Origin of the sequence: Hyphobacterium indicum (assembly GCF_003129605.1) — a bacterium.
Taxonomy (GTDB): Bacteria; Pseudomonadota; Alphaproteobacteria; order Caulobacterales; family Maricaulaceae; genus Hyphobacterium; species Hyphobacterium indicum.
In genome coordinates, this window is sequence record NZ_QBDX01000003.1 from 13,885 (window position 1) to 35,311 (window position 21,427).

Sequence of the window (21,427 nt, forward strand, 5' to 3'; positions counted from 1 at the left end):
TTTTCGATATCTGGCGGCGGTATCGATTTTGGTTTTCCCCTCCCCCTCTGTGGGGAGGGGTAGGGGTGGGGGAGAACATTGAGCCACTGCGTTGATCACCCCACCCGGCCTTGCAGGCCACCCTCCCCATCAAGGGGAGGGGAACTGCCACTCAGCTCTTTAGCGCCCCAAGCATCTCACCAATGGCCAGGCATTCCGCCTTCAGATGCCCGGCGCGCTTCTTCGCTTCGAAATCCTCACCCCAGTGCGCGATCTGATAGTCCTCATCCACGCGGCTGGCCTCGAAAATATCCTCGGCAGTGGCCACCCCTTCCACCAGCGCAAAGCCCAGAACCGCCGATGTCGTCAGCGCCGTGGCCTGCATCAATGCCGTCAGCTGCCAGTTGTCATACCCGGCCGCCCGGCTCCTGAGCGCGTCCAGCGCTTGCGGCGATGTCTCCGCCGGCATGATGCCGGTCACCGCCGGAAGCCGCGCGCCCAGCACATTCTCCGCCCAGCGCAGATGATTATCCCACGCCTCGGCTTGACGCTCTGCCAGCGCCGATTCTGCTGCGCGATGCCGCAACAGGTCCGTCCCGGCATATTTGACGACTTCCGCCAGCACCGCCTCACGATTGGCGGAGGCCGCATCAATCGCCCCATGCGCCAGACGTGTCAGCGGCATGGTCGCCGGATCGATGCGTTCGCCCTGTGCTGCCCACTCCTGCGCGATCAGGCGCGCCAGGGCCTCGGTCGGCACAGCCAGCGCCGACTTCATCGGCGTGCGGATACCGCGCCCGTCCAGCTGCACCGCCCAGCCCGCGTCTGTCTTCGTGACATCAGCGGCCTTGTAGAAGCGCTTCGGCAGGCTGTCTTCACGGCTGGGAAGACGCACGCCGTCTTTCATCTCGCCCTTCATGCCGCGCTCCGCTGCGTCCCGAACGCCGTCAGGCCGCGTTGCAGACAGGCAAAATCCTCGTGCACGGAATGCGCGCCCGCACCGGTCAGCTCATCTGCGGTGTGAAAGCCCCAGGCGACGCCTGCCGCCCTCACCCTGGCGTTCAGCGCCATCAATATATCATGCGAGGAATCGCCGATCATGATGGTACGGTCTGGCTCTACACCGGTTTCATTCATCGCCTCGATCACCATGCGCGGATTGGGCTTGCCCGGACCGGTACAGGACGTGTTCAGCGTCACGAAAGCGCCGGTCAGATCATGGGTTTTCAGGATATGGTCCAGCCCGCGGCGCGGCTTGCCGGTGGCAACGCCCAGCAGCCAGCCTTCCGCATCGAGCGCTTCCAAAATCTCCCGCGCCCCGGGATAAAGACTCTCGGTATGCGTGCCGTCCGACCGGTTGCGCACGAAAATCTCGCGGAAATCATTGCCGATCTTCACCGCGCCCTCGGCGGGATAATCCGCGGGCAGCAGCATCGGGATGGCTTCGAACAATTCAATGCCGACAATCTGGCGCACCTGATCATAGGAACAGCCCGGCAGACCGTTTTTGCGGAAAGCCTCGTCCATGGATTCCGCGATCAGCAGGCGGGAATCCACCAGCGTGCCGTCCAGATCAAACAGGGCGAGCTTCATATCCGTCATGCCAGCAACTCCGCCAGCGCCGCTTCATCGACATGGGAAAGCTCGAAACCCAGCGCCCTGAAGGTCTGCGCCATGTGCGGCGGCAGGCCGGCTTCCAGCACCAGCGGCTTGGCGCCGATATGCAACACCAGCCGCCGGGCATGCAAGTGCAGCCCCTTGCCGATATTCTCCGGATCCTCGCGGTGGGATTTGTATTTGTGATCACCGATAATGGCGTGGCCCATCATCGAGGCATGCACACGCAGCTGATGGGTCCGCCCCGTAATTGGCCGCATCACCAGCCAGCTGGCCTTCTGCCCGGCCTCGGCGGCGACGGTGTAGCGGGTCAGCGAGTGCTGCGCCCCCTCCTCGCCATGATCGGCGGACATCATCATCTCGCGGCCATGGGCGCCGCCCGTATCCTTTTTCAGAAACCCCTTGATCTCGCCGGTCTTGGGCTTGGGGACGCCCGGGACCACCGCCCAATAGGTTTTTTCCGATTCCCGCGCCTGGAACGCCTTGGCCAGCCTGGCCGCAGCGCCCACCGTCTTGGCGGTCACCAGAACGCCGGACGTATCGCGGTCCAGCCGGTGCACGAGGCGCGGCTTCTGATCGCCCTTGCCGAATGCATTCAAGAGGCCATCCAGATGGCGCGTCGTCTTCGATCCGCCCTGTACGGCCAGCCCGGCCGGCTTGTTGAAGACGAGCACGTCCTTGTCTTCATAGATCACCAGCGAGCGGATATAGGCGGCATCCTCGCGGCTGATGGAGGGCTCCGGTGCCTGATACATCGGATCGGTGTCAGGCAGCGGCGGAATGCGGATGGATTGTCCGGCCTCGACACGCGTATCGGCCTTGGCCCGGCCGCCATCGACCCGGATCTCGCCCTTGCGTAGCGCTTTTTGCAGCCGGCCCTGCGGGATATGCGGAAAGCGCCGGCGGAACCAGCGGTCCAGCCGCGCACCCGCTTCGGCCTGCTCCACAATAATCGTCTGAACGCCGCTCATGCGAATATCCGCCGTGCAATCATCAGCCCCACAAACAGGGCCAGAATGGAAAGAATGACTGATGCCGCGACATAGCCGATGGCATCACCATAGGCCCGGCGCTCGATCATCACCACCACATCCAGCGAAAACGCCGAGAAGGTGGTAAATCCACCCAACAGGCCGACCGCAAAAAAGGCGCGCAGCTCATTGGCATCGGCCCGCCCGGCCTGTGCCAGCCAGCCGATGAAACCGCCCATAATCAGCCCGCCAAGTACATTCACCGCAAACGTGCCATAGGGCCAGTCCGGTCCGATCGTGCGCAGGAAAAACTGTCCGGCAAGGTGCCGGCTGACAGCGCCCAGCGCTCCGCCCGCGCCAATGAGGAGGATATTGGTCATGGAGCCGGGAGATATGGGAGTTGGGCCCGGCGTGCAAGCGGCACCCATCCATGCATTTTTGCATAGCGGACATGGCACAACAGCAATTGTGCATCCAAATGAGAAGCTTAAGTCATCTCCTGTCTGCCGGATGAACTGGCAAACCAAAAACAAAAAGGATGACCATCATGGATCGATTGAGCGCAACCCTCGCAGCTGTCCTGCAAATCGGCTTCACACTTGCCGTTTTCGGCGGTGTCATTATCGCCGTTGCACCGACGCTGGCATGATCGACATATGAAACGGGGAGCCATGGCTCCCCGTTTTGATTCCAGCCTAAGCCGCATCCGGCCGGGCGCGGATGGCCATGAACAGCATCAGCACCGTCGCCAGAATGACCAGCATGGCGCTGATCCCCAGCATCGGCCCGAGCGTTTCCCCATTGCCGCCGCCATACAATTTGTAGAGGCCGACGATCATGATCGCGGCGCCGGCATGATGCAAAACCAGCTGCGCCCAGGCCAGCACGCCTGATCCCATTCTCCAGACCCGGATCAGGATCGCCCACAGCACGGGCAGGACACCGCCGACCATCATGATGTGCGCATGAGTGGGCATTTGCCCGTGATCCTGCGTGCGCCCCATATGCTCACCCAGCGCCATGCCGGCGATCAGCCACAGCAAGCCCAATACCAGATGTATCCGGTCAACTTTCATGGAAACCTCCCCTTTTTTCCGCCGCGGAAACTAGGACAGGACAACAACGTGGTAAATTGGAAAACTAGGGTTCGATAATCCGCACCGCGTAATATTCCTGCGTCCATAGCTGGTAGAGCAGCCAGGCCGGCACACCCGTCGTCTCCCGCAGATAGTCAGCCTGCGAAGCATGAATGCGCCAGGCGCGGGTTTTCAGCGCGGCATCCACATTCAGCGCAAAGTCCGGATCCGGCTGCAGATCGGCAACGCGCGCATAGCGCTCAGCGCCAAACCGCCGCGTACCGGGCCGCGACACCAGCGTATAGGCCAGAGTCACCGCCTCGCCGCGCTGGCGGGCATATTGCTGGGTGGCCGCCAGAGCCGCCCGCCCCATCGCCATATGATCTTCATGCAGGGAGACCCCGCTGGGCGGATGGAAGGTCACGACCGCATCCGGCTGGAGGCGCACCAGCTCTTCGAGCACACGCGCGGTCAGTTGCGCCTCGCTCATCGCCTCCGGCACACCGCCATCGGGCAGGCCCAGCACCACCTGCTCGTCCAGCCCCAGCGCAAAGCCGTGGCGGCGTAATTCGCCCTCACGCACCACGCCCAGATGCTCCTGCGCCACGATGGGCGGGAACTGCGTGCCCGCTTCGCCGCGCGTGGCGGTAACCGTCGCCACGAAGGCCCCCTCCTCCACCGCCCGGCTGATCAGCTCGGTCGCAGTGATTTCATCATCGGGATGGGCAAAGACCAGCACAATGCGCTCGGCATTCAGCGCCCCGGTGACGCTGTCGGCTACCTCGACATCCGGTTCGGCAAAGATGGACCGTCCATACCAGAGCGCGGCTTGTGAGAGCACGAATACCGTGGCGGCGATCACCACCAGACCCAGCAAAAATCTCCGCATTATGCCCCTCCTTTTTTGATCGCCCTGATCTCCCGCCACTTCGCCAGCCGCTCGCCAATGGCCGCCTCGCGGCCCCGATCCGTCGGCTCGTAGAAGACCGGCCGGTCTTTCATTGTGTCCGGGAAATAATCCTGCCCGGAAAATCCACCTTCGGCATTATGGTCGTAGGCATAGCCCTCGCCATAGCCCTCGGACTTCATAAGCTTCGTGGGTGCGTTGAGGATGTGTTTGGGCGGTGGCAGGGACCCGGTCTCGCTCGCGGCCTTTCTGGCGGTCTTGTAGGCGTTATAAACCGCATTCGACTTCGGCGCGCAGGCGAGATGGACCACGGCCTGCGCCAGCGCCAGCTCGCCTTCCGGTGACCCGAGGAAATCATAGGTCTCCTTGGCCGCCAGCGCCGCGTGAATGGCGGTGGGATCGGCCAGGCCGATATCCTCATTCGCCATCCGCACCAGACGCCGGGCCAGAAACAGCGGGTCTTCACCCCCCTCCAGCATCCGCGCCAGCCAGTACAGCGCCGCGTCAGGGTCTGATCCACGCACTGACTTGTGCAGGGCGGAAATCAGATTGTAGTGCTCGTCCCGGTCGCGGTCATAGACCGGCGCGCGGCGTTGCAGATAGGTCGAGAGGTCTTCCGGCCCGAGCGGCTCGGTCCGGTCGAGCGAGAATAATTCCTCGACCAGGTTCAAAAGATACCGGCCATCACCGTTCGCCAGCTCCAGAACCGTGCGCCGTGCCTCTGGCGTCACCGGCAGCGGACGGCCGATATCGTCCTCGGCGCGTTTCACCAACAGCTCCAAGCTATCGGCTTCCAGCCGTTTCAGCACCAGCACCTGGGCGCGCGACAGCAGCGCCGCATTCAGCTCGAAGCTGGGATTCTCGGTCGTCGCCCCGACCAGCGTGATGATGCCCTCTTCCACCACCGGCAAGAAGCCATCCTGCTGGGCCCGGTTGAAGCGGTGGATTTCGTCAACAAAGAGCAGCGTGCCGCGGCCCGCCTGCCGCCGGGCACGGGCGCGGTCAAAAGCCTTCTTGAGGTCGGCGACGCCGGAAAACACCGCCGACAAGGGCTCGAATTCCAGACCGGATTCCTCCGCCAGCAGCCGCGCTATCGTGGTTTTGCCGACCCCTGGCGGGCCCCACAGAATGATGGAGGCAAAGCGCTTCTGCGCCCGCATCCGCGCAATCGGCCCCTCGCCTTTCAGGAGGTGATCCTGCCCCACAACCTCATCCAGCGTTTTCGGACGCAGCCGGTCGGCCAGCGGACGCGGCGCATCATCTTCCAGACCGGCGGCTTCAAACAGTGAGCTCATCGGGTTAGTCTAGCCTGCAACGCAAAGGGACGCACCATGAAGAAATCGGTCGCACCATATCTGAGTGTGCGTGACGGCGATGCCGCCATCGCCTTCTATAAAACGGCTTTCGGAGCCGAGGAACTCGAACGCTTCGATTATGAGGGCAAGCTGGGCCATGCCACCTTGCGCATCAATGATCATGTGCTGATGCTCGCCGATGAATTACCCGAAATGGAAGACATGACGGGCAATGTCGCCCCGCCCACGCTTGGCGGGCGCACAACTTTCACCATTAATCTCACCGTCGATGATGCCGACAAATGGTTCGACCGCGCCATCAAGGCCGGAGCCACCGCCATTCGCCCGGTCACTGATGAATTCTTCGGCCGCCACGGCAAGCTGCGCGATCCTTTCGGTCATGTCTGGAGCGTGGTGACGCTGAACCGGGAGCGGCAGTCCTAGAGCTGCAGATTGGCTTCCTGACGGAGGCCCCGGCGTTCAATCGCGATGGGCCAGGATTTGAGATCATCCTGCCCGTCCAGCAAGCGCTCGATATCCTCAATCTCGTCAATACGGGCGTCCAGAAGCTCCAGCACACGGTCACCGGGGCGGAAGCCGAAATAGTCTGCCGCCGAGCCGCGCTGCACGGACAGCACCACGACCCCGCGCGCAAAGGGATCGAAACCGACTTCCTGATTGAAGGCGGGCGAGAGCTCGACTAGCTCCATTCCAGCCAGCGGATTGCGTCCCTCGATCACGCGGCGGGCCGGTTCGGCCTCACCCGGAGCGACCTCGACCGGCACGTTCACCTCGATGCGATCCCCGTTCCGCAGGATCGCAAACCGGGAGGCTTCGCCAATGGCCCGTGTCGCATAACGGAAGCGCGCGCCCGGCTCGTCATTCACATCGACATCATCAATGGCGAGCACGATATCCCCCTGCCGCAATCCGGCCGCGTCCGCGGCGGCACCGGGATAGATATCCGAGACCAGCGCCCCGCGCGGCCGGTCCAGGCCAAGCGAATTGGCAATTTCCCCGGTCACGGTTTGCAGGCGCGCGCCCAGCCAGGGCTGGATCAGCTCGCCCTCGGTCAGGGCGGCATCAACAACCCGGCGGACCATTTCAACAGGAATGGCAAATCCGATCCCGTTCGATCCGCCCGACCGTGAATAGATCGCCGAATTCACGCCAATCAGCGACCCGTCCATATTGATCAACGCGCCACCGGAATTGCCCGGATTGATGGCCGCATCGGTCTGGATGAAGAAGGCAAAGTCCGAGACCCCGACTTCGGTCCGCGCCAATGCGGAGACGATGCCCGATGTCACGGTCTGACCCACACCGAATGGATTGCCGATCGCCAGCACCAGATCACCAATCTCGGCGGTGCCGGGCCGCGCCAGAGGCATGGCCGGAAGCGGCTCATCCGTGACGATGCGCAAAACCGCCAGATCGGTCTGTTCATCGGCAATCAGGATTTCAGCGTCAAATTCCCGCCGGTCATTCAGCACAATGCGCAATTCATCCGCGCCCTGCACGACATGATTGTTGGTGACAACGACACCGGTGGAATCCACGATCACGCCCGAGCCGAGCGATCCCTGCTGACGCGGGCCCTGCTGGCCGAAAAAGCGGTTGAAGAAGGGATCCATCTGCCGCTGTACGGTACGCGTCGAATAGACATTGACGACCGCTGGCGCCGCCTGCCGCACGACCGGCGCGAAGGAGAGCTGCATCTGCGCCTGGCTGTCCGGCACTTCGCGGAAACTGTCATCGGCCAGTGTTTCACTCATGGCCGGCGTTTCGGCCGCCACCTCGCCCGCCGTGGACGCATCCGTCTGAACCGGATCTACCGGGTCATCCTGCGCCTGGCAGGCGGACGTGAACAGGGCTGCAGCTGTCAGGACTGAAAGCGCAAAACGTGTCATCGCGTCTCTCCGGTTTTCGTTTTGATCACTAGATAGGAAAAAGGCGGCTTCCGTAAAGAAGCCGCCTTGCAATGAATTCGCCATGAATTGAAGATTACTCTTCAGCAAACTCTTCCATTTCAGCCATGCGGGCACGATCACCGGCACCGCGGGCGGCCGGATCACGGTCCACCAGCTCGATCACAGCCATCGGCGCGTTGTCGCCATGACGGAAACCGGCTTTCAGAACGCGTGTGTAGCCGCCATTGCGCTCGGCATAGCGCGGCCCCAGCGTTTCAAACAGCTTGCCGACCTGCTCGACATTGCGGACCTTGGAGATGGCCTGACGGCGGGCATGCAGATCACCACGCTTTGCGAGCGTGATCAGCTTGTCCATGAAAGGCTTCATTTCCTTGGCTTTGGGAAGTGTGGTGACGATCTGCTCATGTTCAATGAGCGAGGCCGCCATGTTGGCAAACATGGCCTTGCGGTGCGAAGTGGTGCGACCGAGTTTGCGATGAGCGATGCCGTGACGCATGGCGGTTTCTCCAAAAGTGTCAGATCAGGGGGATTTCACAATCGCCGTGACTAGACGTTTTCCTCATATTTCTTGGCAAGATCCTCGATGTTCTCCGGCGGCCAGTTCGGCGCTTCCATACCCAGATGCAGACCCATCTGGGCGAGAACTTCCTTGATCTCGTTGAGCGATTTGCGGCCGAAATTCGGGGTCCGCAGCATTTCTGCCTCGGATTTCTGAATCAGGTCGCCGATATAGACGATATTGTCGTTCTTCAGGCAGTTCGCCGAACGGACCGACAATTCCAGCTCGTCCACTTTCTTGAGAAGCGCCGGGTTGAAGTCGAGCTCGGGACGATCATCCTCTGCCGGACGGGCCTCGACGGCTTCCTCGAAGTTGATGAAGATCTGGAACTGGTCCTGGAGAATGCGCGCGGCAAAGGCCACCGCATCTTCCGGCGTGACCGTGCCATCGGTCTCGATGTCCAGCACCAGCTTGTCATAGTCCAGGACCTGACCTTCGCGGGTGTTTTCCACGCGATAGGCCACCCGCTTGACCGGGCTGTAGAGCGAGTCGATGGCGATCAGGCCGATCGGCGCATCTTCCGGACGGTTGCGCTCGGCCGGGACATAGCCCTTGCCACTGTCGACGGTCAGCGTGAAACGGATTTCAGCGCCCTCGTCCAGCGTGCAGATGACGTGGTCCTTGTTGACGATCTCGACGTCTGCGGTTTCCTCGATGTCGGCCGCGGTGACTTCGCCCGGACCGGACTTGCGGAGCACAACGCGCTTCTCACCCTCATTGTGAACGCGAAGGGCAACACCCTTCAGGTTCAGAACGATATCGGTGACGTCTTCACGCACGCCCGGAATGGAAGAAAACTCGTGCACAACGCCATCGATCTGCAGCGAGGTGATCGCCGCACCCTGAAGCGAGGACAGCAGTACACGGCGCAACGCATTGCCCAGAGTCATGCCAAAGCCGCGCTCCAGCGGTTCGGCGATGATGGTGGCACTGCGTTCCGGATCGTGCCCCGGCTTCACCTCGGGCTTCATCGGACGAATGAGTTCTTGCCAGTTCTTCTCGATCACGGGTTAAACCCCTTCTTTCGCGCGCCAGGCCGGACCTCCGGTGGCGCGAATTCTCAATTTTCTGACGCCCCCGGCGGGAGATCAGACCCGGCGGCGTTTCGGCGGCCGGCAACCATTGTGCGGGATCGACGTCACATCACGGATGGATGTGATGGTCAGACCGGCGGCCTGCAGGGCGCGGAGCGCCGATTCGCGGCCCGAACCCGGACCGGAAACGTTGACTTCCAGCGTCTTCATGCCGTGATCCATCGCCTTCTTGGCGGCTTCTTCCGCCGCGATCTGCGCAGCATAAGGCGTCGACTTGCGCGACCCCTTGAAGCCATTGGCCCCGGCCGTCGACCAGGAAATGGTGTTGCCCTGCGCGTCGGTGATGGTCACCTTCGTATTGTTGAAGCTCGCGCTGACGTGAGCCACGCCTGACGTGATATTCTTCCGCTCGCGGCGTTTGATGCGTTCTGGTGCTTTTGCCATGACTTGGCCGCCCTATTTCTTCTTGCCGGCAATCGGCTTGGCCGGGCCCTTGCGGGTCCGGGCATTGGTGTGCGTGCGCTGGCCGCGAACGGGCAGGCCACGGCGATGCCGCAGGCCCCGATAGTTACCAAGGTCCATGAGACGCTTGATATTCACAGCCACTTCGCGGCGGAGATCTCCCTCCACCGTAAAGTCACGGTCAATGGTTTCGCGGATCTGGATGACTTCCGCGTCCGAGAGTTCGTTGACACGCCGTTCAGAGGCAATGCCGACTTTCTCGCAAATTTCTTTCGCCTTCGCGGGACCGATCCCGTGAATGTAGCGAAGCGCGATTTCAACGCGCTTGTTCGTCGGAATGTTGACGCCGGCGATACGGGCCACAATGCTCTCCTTAACTCAAATCGCGCCATTCACAGACGGTGAAACCACCCCGGCAGATCGCCGGACGAGGCAACGCCGCCCTTTTTCGCGAAGGGCGCTATCTATATTGTCCGCACACCCCCCGTCAACCGGGGAGATTGCGGGATTTCATCAATCGTCGAGAGCTGTTGCAATCGCAGCGGAAACCGCTTCGATTGACCCCATGCCATCAACGTCCACAACCTTGCCCGATGCCGCATAGTACGGAATCAACGGCGCAGTTTGCGTTTCATAGGCCTCAAGGCGCACCTTGAAGGCCTCCACCGTGTCGTCAGCGCGGCCTTCTTCCTCGGCGCGCTTCGCCATACGGCGGACCAATTCATCCTTGTCGACTACCAGGCGGATCACCCGGTCGACCTGCGTACCGCGAGCGGCGAGCGCCTTGTCCAGCGCTTCAGCCTGCGCAACGGTGCGCGGAAATCCGTCAAAGATCGCCCCGCCGGCCTTTTCGGCTTCCGGCAGGCGCTCCTCGATCAACTCGATCACGATCTCGTCCGAGACGAGATTTCCGCCATCCATGACGGCCGCAACCCGGTTGCCCAGCTCGGTTCCGGCCGATCGTGCCGCGCGCAGCATGTCGCCGGTCGACAGCTGAACCCAGCCGCGCTGGTCAACCAGACGCTTGGCCTGGGTTCCCTTGCCGCATCCGGGAGGTCCGAACAGAACCAGATTCATCGGTTACGGCCCCGGAGCTTCTGCTTCTTGATCAGGCCTTCATACTGGTGCGCCAGCAGGTGGGACTGGATCTGTGTCACCGTGTCCATCGCCACCGAGACGATAATCAGGATGGACGTGCCCCCCAGAGCGAAGGTCACGGCCCCTGCCGCACCGGCGGTCAAAAGCTCGGGGATCAGAACAACCACCGCGAGATAGAGCGCGCCGATCATGGTGAGGCGCGTCAGCACATAGTCGAGATACTCTGCCGTGCGCTTGCCCGGACGGATGCCCGGAAGGAAGCCGCCATATTTGCGGAGATTCTCGGCCACTTCCTCGGGATTGAAGACAATCGAGGTGTAGAAGAAGGCAAAGAAAATCACCATCGCACCATAGAGCGCGATGAACAGCGGCTGTCCGCGGCCGAGTTGCGCAGCAATCAGCTGCAACCAGTCCGGACCGGTGGTCGCCCACATGTTCGCAACGGTCGTCGGCAGCAGCAGCAGCGAAGTGGCGAAGATCGCCGGAATCACGCCCGCCGTGTTCAGCTTCAGCGGCAGGAAAGAGGTGTCACCGCCGACCATGCGCTGGCCCTGCTGACGTTTCGGATACTGAACCAGAAGCCGGCGCTGCGACCGCTCGATAAAGACCACGAAGGCAAAGGTCGCCAACATCAGGGCGATGATGCCCAGAAGCGCGCCACCCGAAATCTGACCCTGGCGGGCCTGTTCGAACAGGCTGTAGATCAGCCCGGGCACAACGGCGACAATGCCGGTAAAGATGATCAGGGAGATGCCGTTTCCGACCCCACGGGACGTGATCTGCTCGCCCATCCACATCAACAGCATGGTGCCGCCGACAAATGTCAGCGTCGTGGACACGAGGAAGAACAGCCCCGGATTCAGGGCTACAGTCTGCCCGTTCACGCCCGGCTGCATCATCGACATGGCAATCGCGCCGCCCTGCACCGCGGCCAGAAGCACGGTCAGATAACGGGAATACTGGTTGATCTGCTTGCGGCCCTGCTCGCCACCTTCCTTCTTCAGCTTCTCCAGCGATGGCACGGTCGCCGCCATCAGCTGCATGATGATTGAAGCGGAAATGTAAGGCATCACATTCAGGGCAAAAATCGCCATCCGCTCGACGGCACCGCCGGAGAAGATATTGAAAACGCCCACAACGCCGCCAGCCTGGCTGTCAAACACGGCCTGGTACTGGACCGGGTCGATCCCGGGAACAGGAATATAGGTACCGAGACGATAGGCCACGAGAACGGCCAGGGTGAAGAATATCCGTTGCTGCAGCTCTTTGGCCTTCGCGAAGGACGCGAAGTTGATGTTTGATGCAAGCTGTTCAGCAGCAGAAGCCATGGCCTATCCTCGTGATCCGCTGATTACTCAGCAGCCTTGTCAGAGTTCTTGGCCTTTGGCGCCACGACGGTGATCTTGCCACCGGCTTTCTCGACAGCCTCGATGGCGGTCTTGGTCGCGCCTGCGACCGTGATCTCTACTTTGGACTTCAGCTCGCCTTTCGCAAGGAGGCGGACGCCATCCTTTGCACGGCGAACCAGGCCGGCCGCGATCAGCACATCGGCATCGATCGGCTTCTTGGCATCGATCTTATTGTCGGCAATCGCCTTTTCCAGACGGCCGATATTCACCTCTGCAAATGCCAGGCGGTTCGGCTTGTTGAAGCCCCGCTTCGGCAGACGCATGTGAAGCGGCATCTGACCGCCTTCAAAGCCCTTGATCGCCACGCCCGAGCGCGCTTTCTGACCCTTGACGCCGCGGCCGCCGGTCTTGCCCTTGCCGGAGCCGATACCGCGGCCCACACGGGTGCGGGTCTTGGTCGAGCCGGCATTATCGCGCAATTCATTGAGACGCATAACTCATTCTCCTTCAAGGAGTGGCCTGAGGCCTACTCCCCGACGATTTCCACCATGTGCGAGACCTTGCGGATCATTCCGCGGACTGCAGGTGTATCTTCCAGTTCGCGCACGCGGCCGATCTTGTTCAGACCGAGGCCAACGAGCGTTTTTTGCTGATCCTGCGGGCGCCGGATGGCGCTACCGGTTTGCCGGACCTTGAGGGTTTTCTTGGCAGCCATCTGACGCCCCTATCCTTCCAGAGATTCCGGAGCCGAAGCGCCATCATTCCGGCGATTGACCAGGTCAGCCACCTTCATGCCACGCTTGGCCGCAATCGAACGCGGGCTCTTCTGATGCTTGAGGGCATCAAACGTCGCGCGGATCATGTTGTACGGGTTCGAGGACCCGGTCGACTTCGCGACCACATCCTGAACGCCCAGGGTTTCCAGAACAGCCCGCATCGGACCGCCGGCAATCACGCCGGTGCCCGGAGGGGCGGCGCGCAGCACGACCTTGCCGGCGCCATGACGTCCGGGCGCGTCGTGATGAAGCGTCCGGCCTTCACGCAGCGGAATGCGGACCATCGACTTCTTGGCCTCTTCCGTTGCCTTGCGGATCGCTTCCGGCACTTCGCGGGCCTTGCCCTGACCGAAACCGACGCGGCCCTTCTGGTCACCGACCACGACGAGTGCGGCAAACTGGAAATTCCGGCCACCCTTCACCGTCTTGGCGACGCGATTGATGTGCACCAGCTTGTCGACGATTTCGTCCTGCTGGTCCTCATCCCGGTCGCGGCGGCGGCCGCGGCCGCGATTTTCTTCATTACGAGCCATCAACCGCTCCCTTAAAAGTTCAATCCACCTTCACGAGCCGCTTCGGCCAAAGCCTTGATGCGTCCGTGAAAGATGAAACCGCCGCGATCAAAGACGACGTCCTTGATACCGGCTTTTGTGGCGCGCTCTGCCAGGCGTTTGCCGACGCTTGCAGCCGCTTCAACATTCGCACCGGATTCTTTCGAATCCTTCTCGGCGGTCGAGGCCGCAGCGAGTGTGACGCCCTGCTGATCGTCGATCAGTTGCGCATAGATGTGCTTCGACGAGCGGAAAACCGTAAGACGCGGCCGGCCGTTCGAGACTTTCTTGCGCAGCTTGCTGCGGTTTCGCAGCGCGCGGCGCTTCATTTTTTCGCGTGAGCTCAACATCGTATTTGCGCCTACTTCTTCTTGCCTTCTTTGCGGCGGACATATTCACCCTGATAGTGAACGCCCTTGCCCTTGTAGGGCTCCGGCGGACGGTATCCGCGAATTTCCGCTGCAACCTGGCCGACCATCTGCTTGTCAGCCCCGCTAACAATAACTTCCGTCGGCTTCGGGGCCTGGATCTGAATGCCCTGGGGCGGCTCATAGACCACATCGTGGCTGAAACCGAGTGCCAGCTTCAGGCTGGACCCCTGCATCTGTGCCCGGTACCCGACGCCTTGCAGCTCCAACGTCTTGTTGAAGCCTTCGGTGACGCCCGTCATCATGTTGGCGATCAGCGCACGGGTCATGCCCCACATGGCACGAGCGCGTTTGCTCTCGTCCACGGGCTTGACTTCAATGCCCTCATCGCCTTGCGACAGGGTGACGTCTTCCACTGCAGTCAGGCTCAACTCGCCCTTCGGACCCTTCAGCGTCAGCGCACGGCCATTGAGGCGGACCTCAACACCGGAACCAACGGCAATCGGGAGCTTTCCGATACGTGACATGATCGTTCTCCCTAGCTGACCCTGCAGAGGATTTCGCCGCCGACATTCTGTTCACGAGCAGCAGCATCGGACATCACACCCATGGGGGTGGAGACAATCGCGATACCAAGACCGTTCGAGACCAGCGGGAGATCCTTCACTTTGGAATACACACGGCGGCCCGGCGTCGAGATCCGGCGGATCTCGGCGATAACAGGCTCGCCCTCGAAATACTTCAGTTCGATTTCGAACTCGCGCTTGCCATCGGCATGCTCGATTTCGGAATAGCCCCGGATGAAGCCTTCCGTCTGGAGCACATCCAGCACGCGCTTGCGAAGATTTGAAGCCGGTGTTGCGACAGTCGTCCGGTTACGCATCAGCGCGTTCCGGATACGTGTCAGCATATCACCGAGGGGATCGTTCATAGACATGGTTCAATCTCTCCCGATCACCAGCTCGACTTGACCATGCCGGGGATGAACCCGCTCGAGGCCAGGTCGCGCAACGCGATCCGCGACATTTTCAGCTTGCGGTAGAACCCACGCGGGCGGCCCGAGATTTCGCAACGGTTGCGATACCGGGTCGGCGCGGAATTCCGTGGCAATGCGGCCAGCTTCAGCTGAGCAGCAAAACGCTCCTCAACCGGCTTGGACGTATCACGGGCCATAGCCTTGAGCTCGGCCCGCTTGGCCGCATACCGCTCGGCAAGCTTCTTGCGTTTGCGGTTCCGCTCGACAGCACTTGTCTTCGCCATTTACTTCCTCCTGCGTGCGGAACCCTGACGGTCCCGCTCTCCTGTTGCGTCAGTTCGAAAACGGGAAATCGAACTCGGCCAACAGGGCTTTCGCTTCTTCATTGGTTTGCGCGGTCGTACAGACCACAATGTCCATCCCCCGGATCTTCTCGACCTTGTCGTAGTCGATCTCGGGAAACACGATGTGCTCTTTCAGGCCCATGGCGTAGTTGCCACGGCCATCGAAGCTCTTTCCGTTCAGGCCGCGGAAGTCGCGAACGCGCGGCAGCGCAATCGTGACCAGGCGGTCCAGAAATTCATACATACGGTCCTGGCGCAGCGTGACCTTCACACCGACATCCTGGCCTTCGCGCAGCTTGAAGCCGGCGATCGACAGGCGCGACTTGGTCTTGACCGGCTTTTGCCCGGCAATGCGCTGCAAATCCTCATAAGCACCGTTGATCTTCTTGGAATCCTGAGCAGCTTCGCCCACGCCCATATTGATCACGACCTTCTCGATCCGCGGGATCTGCATCGGATTCGTGTAGCCGAATTTCTCTTTCAGCCGGTCACGGATCTCTTCGCGGTATTTCGCGCGCAGACGCGGTTGGTATTCTTTCACATCAGCCATCGATGACCTCACCGGATTTCTTGGCCACGCGGACCTTGCGGTCGCCTTCCATCTTGAAACCGACGCGGGTGGCTTCACCCGACTTCGGATCCGCCAGAGCCACATTGGAGACGTGGATCGGCGCTTCCTTGGTCTCGATACCGCCAGCTGACGTCTGCGTGGGGCGCTGGTGGCGCTTCACGATATTGACGCCGCGGACGATGACGCGGTTTTCGGCCGGCATCACACGGACGATTTCGCCCGTCTTGCCCTTGTCGCGGCCCGCGAGGACAACGACCTTGTCGCCCTTTTTGATCTTCGCAGCCATGGCTACAGCACCTCCGGAGCCAGCGACACGATCTTCATGTGGTTCTTGGCGCGGAGTTCGCGCGGAACCGGTCCGAAAATACGGGTGCCGATCGGCTCTTCATTATTGTTCACGAGGACAGCCGCATTGGAGTCGAAGCGGATAACCGATCCGTCCTTGCGTTTGATGTCCTTGGCCACACGCACCACGACGGCGCGGCGGACTTCACCTTTTTTGACGCGGCCGCGCGGGATCGCTTCCTTGACCGACACCACAATGATGTCGCCCACATGAGCGTAACGCCGCTTGGCACCGCCGAGTACCTTGATGCACTGCACACGGCGGGCACCGGAATTATCGGCAACGTCCAGATTAGTTTGCATCTGGATCATAACGATCCTCCTTCAGGGTCATCCCCCGGAGCGCTTATGCGTCCGCGGATACGACCTCCCACCGTTTCAGTTTCGACTTGGGTGCGCATTCCTGAATAAAGGTCTGATCACCCACTTTGAGGCCATTGGCCTCATCATGTGCGTGGTAACGCTTGGAGCGGCGAACCGTCTTGCGGAGCAGTGGATGCAGAAAGGTCCGCTCCACTTTCACGACGACAGTCTTGTCACCCTTGTCGCTCACCACGACGCCTTGCAATACGCGCTTGGGCATCGCCTAGCTCCCTTGTCCGGCCTGAGCGACCCGCTGGGCCTGGATCGTCTGGATGCGCGCAATGTTGCGGCGAACCTGACGAACGCGGGCCGTGTTTTGCAACTGACCCGAGGCCTGCTGGAAGCGCAGGTTGAATTGTTCTTTTTTCAGCTTCAGGAGCTCGTCCTTCAGCTGATCGTCGCTCAGTGCGCGAACATCAACAGCGTCCATGACACTCACTCCTATTCACCAATCCGGGCGACGATTTTCGTCTTCACCGGCAGTTTGGCGGCGCCAAGAGACAGCGCTTCACGCGCAACATTCTCGGGCACACCGTCAATCTCGAACATGATCCGGCCGGGCTTGACACGGGCGGCCCAGAATTCCGGCGACCCCTTACCCTTACCCATCCGGACTTCCGTCGGTTTCTTCGACACAGGCACATCCGGGAAAATCCGGATCCAGACCCGGCCGGCCCGCTTCATGTGGCGGGTAATCGCCCGGCGGGTGGCTTCGATCTGGCGTGCTGTGACGCGCTCTGGCTCCATGGCCTTGAGGCCATAGGATCCGAAATTCAGCGTAAAGCCGCCCTTGGCCGCGCCTTTGATGCGGCCTTTGTGCGCCTTGCGGAACTTGGTGCGTTTTGGTTGAAGCATGTTTTCGCTCCGTCGTCCCTATTGCTTAAGCCGCCCGGTTGCCGCTGCCCTGACGGGCACGCTGCTCACCGGATTCCTGAAGACGGCGCTCGGAGGCCATCGGGTCATGCTCCAGGATCTCGCCTTTGTAGATCCAGACCTTGATCCCGATAATGCCCATGGCGGTCGAGGCTTCTGCGGTTCCATAATCGATATCGGCGCGCAGAGTGTGCAGCGGCACCGAACCTTCCTGATACTGCTCGACGCGCGCAATCTCGGCACCGCCAAGACGGCCGCCACAGATCACCTTGCAGCCCTTGGCGCCCATGCGCATCGCGGTCTGCAGCGAGCGTTTCATGGCACGGCGGAAAGCCACACGGCGTTCCAGCTGCTGGGCAATCGATTCCGCAACCAGCGTGGCGTCGATCTCCGGCTTGCGCACCTCGACCAGGTTGAGGAAGACCTCACCCTTGACGATTTGCTGCAGGGCCCGGCGGATCACTTCGATATCCGCGCCCTTCTTGCCGATCACAACACCCGGACGCGCCGTATAGACGGTCACGGTGCACTTCTTGTGCGGGCGCTCGATAACGATCTTTGACACGCTGGCATTCTTCAGGCGCTTGCGCAGCATGTCACGGATCTTGATATCCTCATGGAGGAGATCGGCATATTCACCGGTATTCGCGTACCAGCGCGATTCCCATGTGCGATTGATGCCGAGCCGCAGCCCGATCGGATTGACCTTCTGACCCATCAGGCGGCCTCCTCAACTTCACGAACAATGATTGTCAGCTCGGAAAACGGCTTCAGCACCTTCGCAGCACGGCCACGGGCCCGTGCGCGGAAGCGCTTCATCACCAGATTCTTGCCGACATAGGCTTCCGAAACGATCAGGCTGTCGATATCGAGGCCATGATTGTTTTCGGCATTGGCAATTGCACTGTCGAGGATCTTCAGAACATCCTTGGCAATACGCTTGCGGGAAAACTCGAGGATCGCCCGTGCATTCTCGACCTTCTTGCCCCGGATCGACTGGGCAACCAGGTTCAGCTTCTGGCCACTGATACGGATCATCGTCTGCTTCGCGCGCGCTTCATTGTCAGCGACGCGGCGCAGATTCTTGCCGTTCTCGTCTCTTTGGCGTGCCTGGGTCATCATCAGCCCCTTCTCGCCTTCTTGTCCGCCGCGTGACCGTGATAGGTCCGTGACGGAGAGAATTCACCGAGCTTGTGACCAACCATGTCCTCGGTCACGAGCACCGGGATGAACTTGCTGCCATTGTGGACCTGAAAGGTCAGGCCCACGAATTGCGGCATGATCGTCGAACGGCGCGACCAGGTCTTGATCGGCTTCTTGCGGCCTTCAGCGTGGGACGCTTCGGCCTTCTTGAGGAGGTATCCGTCTACAAACGGACCTTTCCAGACTGAACGCGGCATATCTAACGCGCTCCCTTAGCGTGACTTGCGCTGATGGCGCGAGCGGAGGATGAACTTGTCGGTAGCCTTGTTTTTGCGGGTCTTGCGGCCCTTTGTGGGCTTGCCCCAAGGTGTTACCGGGTGACGGCCGCCTGACGTCCGGCCTTCGCCGCCGCCATGCGGGTGATCGATCGGGTTCATGGCAACACCACGAACCGCCGGACGCTTGCCCATATAGCGCTTGCGGCCGGCCTTACCGAGATTCTGGTTCATGTGGTCCGGGTTGGAGACAGCTCCGACCGTTGCGACACACATTTCCGGGATGGCACGAAGCTCACCCGAATTGAGCCGAACCTGAGCGTAACCGCCATCGCGGCCGACCAGCTGGGCATAGCCCCCGGCGGAACGCGCGATCTGACCGCCCTTGCCCGGCTTCATCTCCACATTGTGAACGATGGTACCGACCGGCATGGACTTCAGCGGCATGCAATTGCCCGGCTTCACATCAACGCGGTTGCCGGAAACGACAACGTCGCCTTCTGACAGTCGCTGCGGCGCCAGGATATAGGACTTCTCGCCATCGGCATATTCGATCAGCGCGATGAAAGCGGTCCGGTTCGGGTCATATTCCAGACGCACAACCGTTGCTTCGACATCATGCTTGTTCCGCTTGAAGTCGACTTTGCGATAGAGCGTCTTGGCACCCCCGCCCTGACGGCGGGCAGTGATCCGGCCCGTATTGTTGCGGCCACCCTTCTTGGTCTTGCCCTCAACGAGGCTTTTTTCCGGACGGCCCTTGTGGAGACCTTCCCGATCGACCAGCACCAGGGCACGGCGGCCCGGTGAGGTGGGATTGTATGTTTTAAGCGCCATGGTCCTAGAGCCCCGTGGTCACGTCAATCGAGTCGCCTTCAGCGAGCGTCACGATTGCTTTTTTCATGTCCGAGCGCCGGCCAACCTGGCCACGGAAACGCTTGGTCTTGCCTTTCAGGCGCAGCGTATTCACCGCCGTCACCTTCACTTTGAACAGAGCTTCCACCGCTTCAGCGATTTCCGTCTTGGTCGCGGTCAGCGGAACGCGGAACACCACCTTGCCGTCTTCCGACAACAGCGTGGCCTTTTCCGTGATCACCGGACCCAGGATCGCGTCATAGTGGCGGGCTTCAACTGCAACCTTGGCCATTATGCTGTCTCCTTGGCGGCAAAGCGCTCATGGATTTTCTCGACAGCCGCCTTGGTCAGAACCAGCTGGTCATGACGCAGGACGTCATAAACATTCAGGCCCTGCGCCGGCAGAACGTCGATGTGCGGGATGTTGCCAGCGGCCTTCGCGAAATTCGCGTCCACCGTGTCACCATCAATGATCAGTGCATTGCTGAGATTCAGCTTTGCGAAGGCGTCACGCACCTTCTTGGTCTTGGCGTCCTTCATCACCGCCTCATCAACGATGATCAGCGATTCAGAACCGGCCTTCGACGACAGGGCGTGCTTCAGAGCCAGGGCGCGGACCTTTTTCGGAAGATCATGCGCATGGCTGCGGACGCGCGGCCCGTGAGCCTTGCCACCACCGACAAAAATCGGTGCACGGCGGTTACCGTGACGGGCACCACCGCCACCCTTCTGGCGGCCGAATTTCTTGCCGGTGCGCGACACTTCGTTGCGCTCCTGAGCCTTGTGCGTACCAGCCTGGCGGCGTGCCAGCTGCCACTTCACGACACGCTGCAAGAGATCGGCGCGGACCTCGTCAATGCCGAAAACGGCATCGTCGAGCTCGACAGCACCCGCATCCTTTGCGGCGAGGGTCTTTACATCGACCTTCATGATTGGGACTCCTCATCGCCTGCAGCACCCTCAGCCGGAGCACCTTCAGCGGTCATTTCTGCTTCCGGGGAAGCGGGCTCTTCATTGGCCGGAGCCGCATCTTCCATCGCCTTGCGGATCGCGCCCGGCAGCGGCAGCTCGAAATCGCCTGCGCCCTTGACGGCATCGCGGATCTCGACCCACGAACCGGCGGAACCCGGAACCGCACCGCGTACCAGAAGATAACCATCCTCGGCATCGACACGGACAACTTCGAGATTCTGGACCGTGATGCGCGCATCACCGAGATGGCCCGCCATCTTCTTGCCCTTGAACACCTTGCCCGGATCCTGACACTGGCCGGTCGAACCGTGCGAGCGGTGTGAGATCGACACGCCGTGCGTTGCCCGCAGACCGCCGAAATTCCAGCGCTTCATGGCACCGGCAAAACCCTTACCAATGCTCTTGCCGGCGACATCGACCTTCTGGCCCGGCACAAAGTGCTCGGCCGTCAGTTCCGAGCCCGGCTCGATCAGATTGTCTTCGGAAACGCGGAATTCGATCACGCGCTTCTTCGGCTCGACTTCCGCCTTGGCGAAATGGCCGCGCATGGCCTTGGATGTGCGCTTGGCTTTTGCCTTGCCCGCACCAAGTTGCAGCGCCACATAGCCGTCGCGGTCAGCGGTCCGCTGAGCCACAACCTGGCAATTGTCGAGTTGCAGAACGGTCACCGGAATGTGTGCGCCATCCTCGGCGAACACCCGGGTCATTCCGACCTTTTTTGCAATCAGCCCCGTGCGCAT

The 21,427-nt window shown here is 61.2% G+C and carries 35 protein-coding genes; 1 reads left to right on the plus strand and 34 read right to left on the minus strand.

The window, feature by feature from the left end; all coding sequences use genetic code 11:
* Positions 1 to 151: 151 nt before the first annotated feature.
* The 7 genes from DBR16_RS07175 to DBR16_RS07205 all read right to left on the minus strand — a co-directional run bounded on the left by DBR16_RS07175 (position 152) and on the right by DBR16_RS07205 (position 5,845).
* Positions 152 to 898: an ATP12 family chaperone protein gene (locus tag DBR16_RS07175; RefSeq protein ID WP_109260597.1), complete on the minus strand. Its 747-nt coding sequence runs from the start codon at positions 896 to 898 to the stop codon at positions 152 to 154.
* Complete coding sequence (locus DBR16_RS07180; protein ID WP_109260598.1) at positions 895 to 1,581, minus strand: HAD-IA family hydrolase; 687 nt, start codon at positions 1,579 to 1,581, stop codon at positions 895 to 897. The genes DBR16_RS07175 and DBR16_RS07180 overlap by 4 nt, the downstream gene beginning before the upstream one ends.
* Complete coding sequence (locus tag DBR16_RS07185; RefSeq protein WP_109260599.1) at positions 1,578 to 2,567, minus strand: RluA family pseudouridine synthase; 990 nt, start codon at positions 2,565 to 2,567, stop codon at positions 1,578 to 1,580. The genes DBR16_RS07180 and DBR16_RS07185 overlap by 4 nt, the downstream gene beginning before the upstream one ends.
* Positions 2,564 to 2,947 (minus strand): fluoride efflux transporter CrcB, encoded by a 384-nt coding sequence (crcB, locus tag DBR16_RS07190; RefSeq protein ID WP_109260600.1) that lies wholly within the window; start codon positions 2,945 to 2,947, stop codon positions 2,564 to 2,566. Before crcB ends, DBR16_RS07185 begins: the two co-directional genes overlap by 4 nt.
* Before the next feature lie 315 nt (positions 2,948 to 3,262).
* Positions 3,263 to 3,643 (minus strand): TonB-dependent receptor, encoded by a 381-nt coding sequence (locus DBR16_RS07195; protein WP_109260601.1) that lies wholly within the window; start codon positions 3,641 to 3,643, stop codon positions 3,263 to 3,265.
* A gap of 64 nt (positions 3,644 to 3,707) precedes the next feature.
* Positions 3,708 to 4,532, minus strand: coding sequence for a PIG-L deacetylase family protein (locus DBR16_RS07200; RefSeq protein ID WP_109260602.1), 825 nt, complete (start codon positions 4,530 to 4,532; stop codon positions 3,708 to 3,710).
* Positions 4,532 to 5,845, minus strand: a complete 1,314-nt coding sequence (locus DBR16_RS07205) for a replication-associated recombination protein A (RefSeq protein ID WP_109260603.1) — start codon at positions 5,843 to 5,845, stop codon at positions 4,532 to 4,534. The genes DBR16_RS07200 and DBR16_RS07205 overlap by 1 nt, the downstream gene beginning before the upstream one ends.
* A gap of 36 nt (positions 5,846 to 5,881) precedes the next feature.
* Between DBR16_RS07205 and DBR16_RS07210 the strand changes: the two genes are divergently transcribed.
* Complete coding sequence (locus tag DBR16_RS07210; protein WP_109260604.1) at positions 5,882 to 6,289, plus strand: VOC family protein; 408 nt, start codon at positions 5,882 to 5,884, stop codon at positions 6,287 to 6,289.
* Here the strand turns inward: DBR16_RS07210 and DBR16_RS07215 are convergent.
* The 27 genes from DBR16_RS07215 to rplC form a co-directional block, all read right to left on the minus strand.
* The gene (locus DBR16_RS07215; protein WP_233347664.1) at positions 6,286 to 7,755 is read right to left on the minus strand and encodes a Do family serine endopeptidase; all 1,470 of its coding nucleotides are present in this window, start codon (positions 7,753 to 7,755) and stop codon (positions 6,286 to 6,288) included. The genes DBR16_RS07210 and DBR16_RS07215 overlap by 4 nt on opposite strands.
* 94 nt (positions 7,756 to 7,849) lie before the next feature.
* Positions 7,850 to 8,272, minus strand: a complete 423-nt coding sequence (gene rplQ, locus DBR16_RS07220) for a 50S ribosomal protein L17 (protein ID WP_109260605.1) — start codon at positions 8,270 to 8,272, stop codon at positions 7,850 to 7,852.
* Positions 8,273 to 8,322: 50 nt separating this feature from the next.
* A complete protein-coding gene (locus tag DBR16_RS07225) occupies positions 8,323 to 9,342 on the minus strand; it encodes a DNA-directed RNA polymerase subunit alpha (RefSeq protein ID WP_109260606.1) in 1,020 nt (339 codons plus the stop codon).
* 81 nt (positions 9,343 to 9,423) lie between these two features.
* On the minus strand, positions 9,424 to 9,813 hold the full coding sequence (rpsK, locus tag DBR16_RS07230) for a 30S ribosomal protein S11 (protein ID WP_109260607.1): 390 nt from the start codon (positions 9,811 to 9,813) through the stop codon (positions 9,424 to 9,426).
* Positions 9,814 to 9,825: 12 nt separating this feature from the next.
* Positions 9,826 to 10,194 carry a 30S ribosomal protein S13 gene (rpsM, locus tag DBR16_RS07235; protein WP_109260608.1) on the minus strand — a complete coding sequence of 123 codons (369 nt, stop codon included), beginning with the start codon at positions 10,192 to 10,194 and terminating at the stop codon, positions 9,826 to 9,828.
* Positions 10,195 to 10,344: 150 nt separating this feature from the next.
* A complete protein-coding gene (locus DBR16_RS07240) occupies positions 10,345 to 10,908 on the minus strand; it encodes an adenylate kinase (protein ID WP_109260609.1) in 564 nt (187 codons plus the stop codon).
* Positions 10,905 to 12,257, minus strand: a complete 1,353-nt coding sequence (secY, locus tag DBR16_RS07245) for a preprotein translocase subunit SecY (RefSeq protein ID WP_109260610.1) — start codon at positions 12,255 to 12,257, stop codon at positions 10,905 to 10,907. Before secY ends, DBR16_RS07240 begins: the two co-directional genes overlap by 4 nt.
* A 23-nt stretch (positions 12,258 to 12,280) precedes the next feature.
* Positions 12,281 to 12,772, minus strand: a complete 492-nt coding sequence (gene rplO, locus DBR16_RS07250) for a 50S ribosomal protein L15 (protein WP_109260611.1) — start codon at positions 12,770 to 12,772, stop codon at positions 12,281 to 12,283.
* A 32-nt stretch (positions 12,773 to 12,804) separates the two neighbouring features.
* Positions 12,805 to 12,993: a 50S ribosomal protein L30 gene (gene rpmD / locus DBR16_RS07255; RefSeq protein WP_109260612.1), complete on the minus strand. Its 189-nt coding sequence runs from the start codon at positions 12,991 to 12,993 to the stop codon at positions 12,805 to 12,807.
* Positions 12,994 to 13,002: 9 nt separating this feature from the next.
* On the minus strand, positions 13,003 to 13,587 hold the full coding sequence (gene rpsE / locus DBR16_RS07260; protein WP_109260613.1) for a 30S ribosomal protein S5: 585 nt from the start codon (positions 13,585 to 13,587) through the stop codon (positions 13,003 to 13,005).
* 11 nt (positions 13,588 to 13,598) lie between these two features.
* The gene (gene rplR / locus DBR16_RS07265; RefSeq protein WP_109260614.1) at positions 13,599 to 13,955 is read right to left on the minus strand and encodes a 50S ribosomal protein L18; all 357 of its coding nucleotides are present in this window, start codon (positions 13,953 to 13,955) and stop codon (positions 13,599 to 13,601) included.
* Positions 13,956 to 13,966: 11 nt separating this feature from the next.
* On the minus strand, positions 13,967 to 14,500 hold the full coding sequence (gene rplF, locus DBR16_RS07270; RefSeq protein WP_109260615.1) for a 50S ribosomal protein L6: 534 nt from the start codon (positions 14,498 to 14,500) through the stop codon (positions 13,967 to 13,969).
* Positions 14,501 to 14,511: 11 nt separating this feature from the next.
* A complete protein-coding gene (rpsH, locus tag DBR16_RS07275; RefSeq protein ID WP_109260616.1) occupies positions 14,512 to 14,910 on the minus strand; it encodes a 30S ribosomal protein S8 in 399 nt (132 codons plus the stop codon).
* Between the two features lie 17 nt (positions 14,911 to 14,927).
* Positions 14,928 to 15,233 (minus strand): 30S ribosomal protein S14, encoded by a 306-nt coding sequence (gene rpsN / locus DBR16_RS07280; protein ID WP_109260617.1) that lies wholly within the window; start codon positions 15,231 to 15,233, stop codon positions 14,928 to 14,930.
* Positions 15,234 to 15,282: 49 nt separating this feature from the next.
* The gene (rplE, locus tag DBR16_RS07285; RefSeq protein ID WP_109260618.1) at positions 15,283 to 15,843 is read right to left on the minus strand and encodes a 50S ribosomal protein L5; all 561 of its coding nucleotides are present in this window, start codon (positions 15,841 to 15,843) and stop codon (positions 15,283 to 15,285) included.
* Positions 15,836 to 16,150 (minus strand): 50S ribosomal protein L24, encoded by a 315-nt coding sequence (gene rplX, locus DBR16_RS07290; RefSeq protein WP_109260619.1) that lies wholly within the window; start codon positions 16,148 to 16,150, stop codon positions 15,836 to 15,838. The genes rplE and rplX overlap by 8 nt, the downstream gene beginning before the upstream one ends.
* Before the next feature lie 2 nt (positions 16,151 to 16,152).
* On the minus strand, positions 16,153 to 16,521 hold the full coding sequence (rplN, locus tag DBR16_RS07295; protein WP_109260620.1) for a 50S ribosomal protein L14: 369 nt from the start codon (positions 16,519 to 16,521) through the stop codon (positions 16,153 to 16,155).
* A 34-nt stretch (positions 16,522 to 16,555) separates the two neighbouring features.
* A complete protein-coding gene (gene rpsQ / locus DBR16_RS07300) occupies positions 16,556 to 16,792 on the minus strand; it encodes a 30S ribosomal protein S17 (RefSeq protein ID WP_109260621.1) in 237 nt (78 codons plus the stop codon).
* A gap of 3 nt (positions 16,793 to 16,795) precedes the next feature.
* Positions 16,796 to 17,002 carry a 50S ribosomal protein L29 gene (rpmC, locus tag DBR16_RS07305; RefSeq protein WP_109260622.1) on the minus strand — a complete coding sequence of 69 codons (207 nt, stop codon included), beginning with the start codon at positions 17,000 to 17,002 and terminating at the stop codon, positions 16,796 to 16,798.
* Between the two features lie 11 nt (positions 17,003 to 17,013).
* A complete protein-coding gene (gene rplP, locus DBR16_RS07310; protein WP_109260623.1) occupies positions 17,014 to 17,427 on the minus strand; it encodes a 50S ribosomal protein L16 in 414 nt (137 codons plus the stop codon).
* A gap of 25 nt (positions 17,428 to 17,452) precedes the next feature.
* Positions 17,453 to 18,163: a 30S ribosomal protein S3 gene (gene rpsC / locus DBR16_RS07315; protein ID WP_109260624.1), complete on the minus strand. Its 711-nt coding sequence runs from the start codon at positions 18,161 to 18,163 to the stop codon at positions 17,453 to 17,455.
* Positions 18,163 to 18,564, minus strand: coding sequence for a 50S ribosomal protein L22 (gene rplV / locus DBR16_RS07320; protein WP_109260728.1), 402 nt, complete (start codon positions 18,562 to 18,564; stop codon positions 18,163 to 18,165). The genes rpsC and rplV overlap by 1 nt, the downstream gene beginning before the upstream one ends.
* Positions 18,565 to 18,566: 2 nt before the next feature.
* On the minus strand, positions 18,567 to 18,845 hold the full coding sequence (rpsS, locus tag DBR16_RS07325) for a 30S ribosomal protein S19 (RefSeq protein WP_109260625.1): 279 nt from the start codon (positions 18,843 to 18,845) through the stop codon (positions 18,567 to 18,569).
* A 15-nt stretch (positions 18,846 to 18,860) separates the two neighbouring features.
* Complete coding sequence (rplB, locus tag DBR16_RS07330) at positions 18,861 to 19,697, minus strand: 50S ribosomal protein L2 (protein ID WP_109260626.1); 837 nt, start codon at positions 19,695 to 19,697, stop codon at positions 18,861 to 18,863.
* 4 nt (positions 19,698 to 19,701) lie between these two features.
* Positions 19,702 to 20,007 (minus strand): 50S ribosomal protein L23, encoded by a 306-nt coding sequence (locus tag DBR16_RS07335; RefSeq protein WP_109260627.1) that lies wholly within the window; start codon positions 20,005 to 20,007, stop codon positions 19,702 to 19,704.
* Positions 20,007 to 20,645, minus strand: coding sequence for a 50S ribosomal protein L4 (gene rplD / locus DBR16_RS07340; RefSeq protein ID WP_109260628.1), 639 nt, complete (start codon positions 20,643 to 20,645; stop codon positions 20,007 to 20,009). The genes DBR16_RS07335 and rplD overlap by 1 nt, the downstream gene beginning before the upstream one ends.
* Positions 20,642 to 21,427, minus strand: coding sequence for a 50S ribosomal protein L3 (gene rplC, locus DBR16_RS07345; protein WP_199288380.1), 786 nt, complete (start codon positions 21,425 to 21,427; stop codon positions 20,642 to 20,644). The genes rplD and rplC overlap by 4 nt, the downstream gene beginning before the upstream one ends.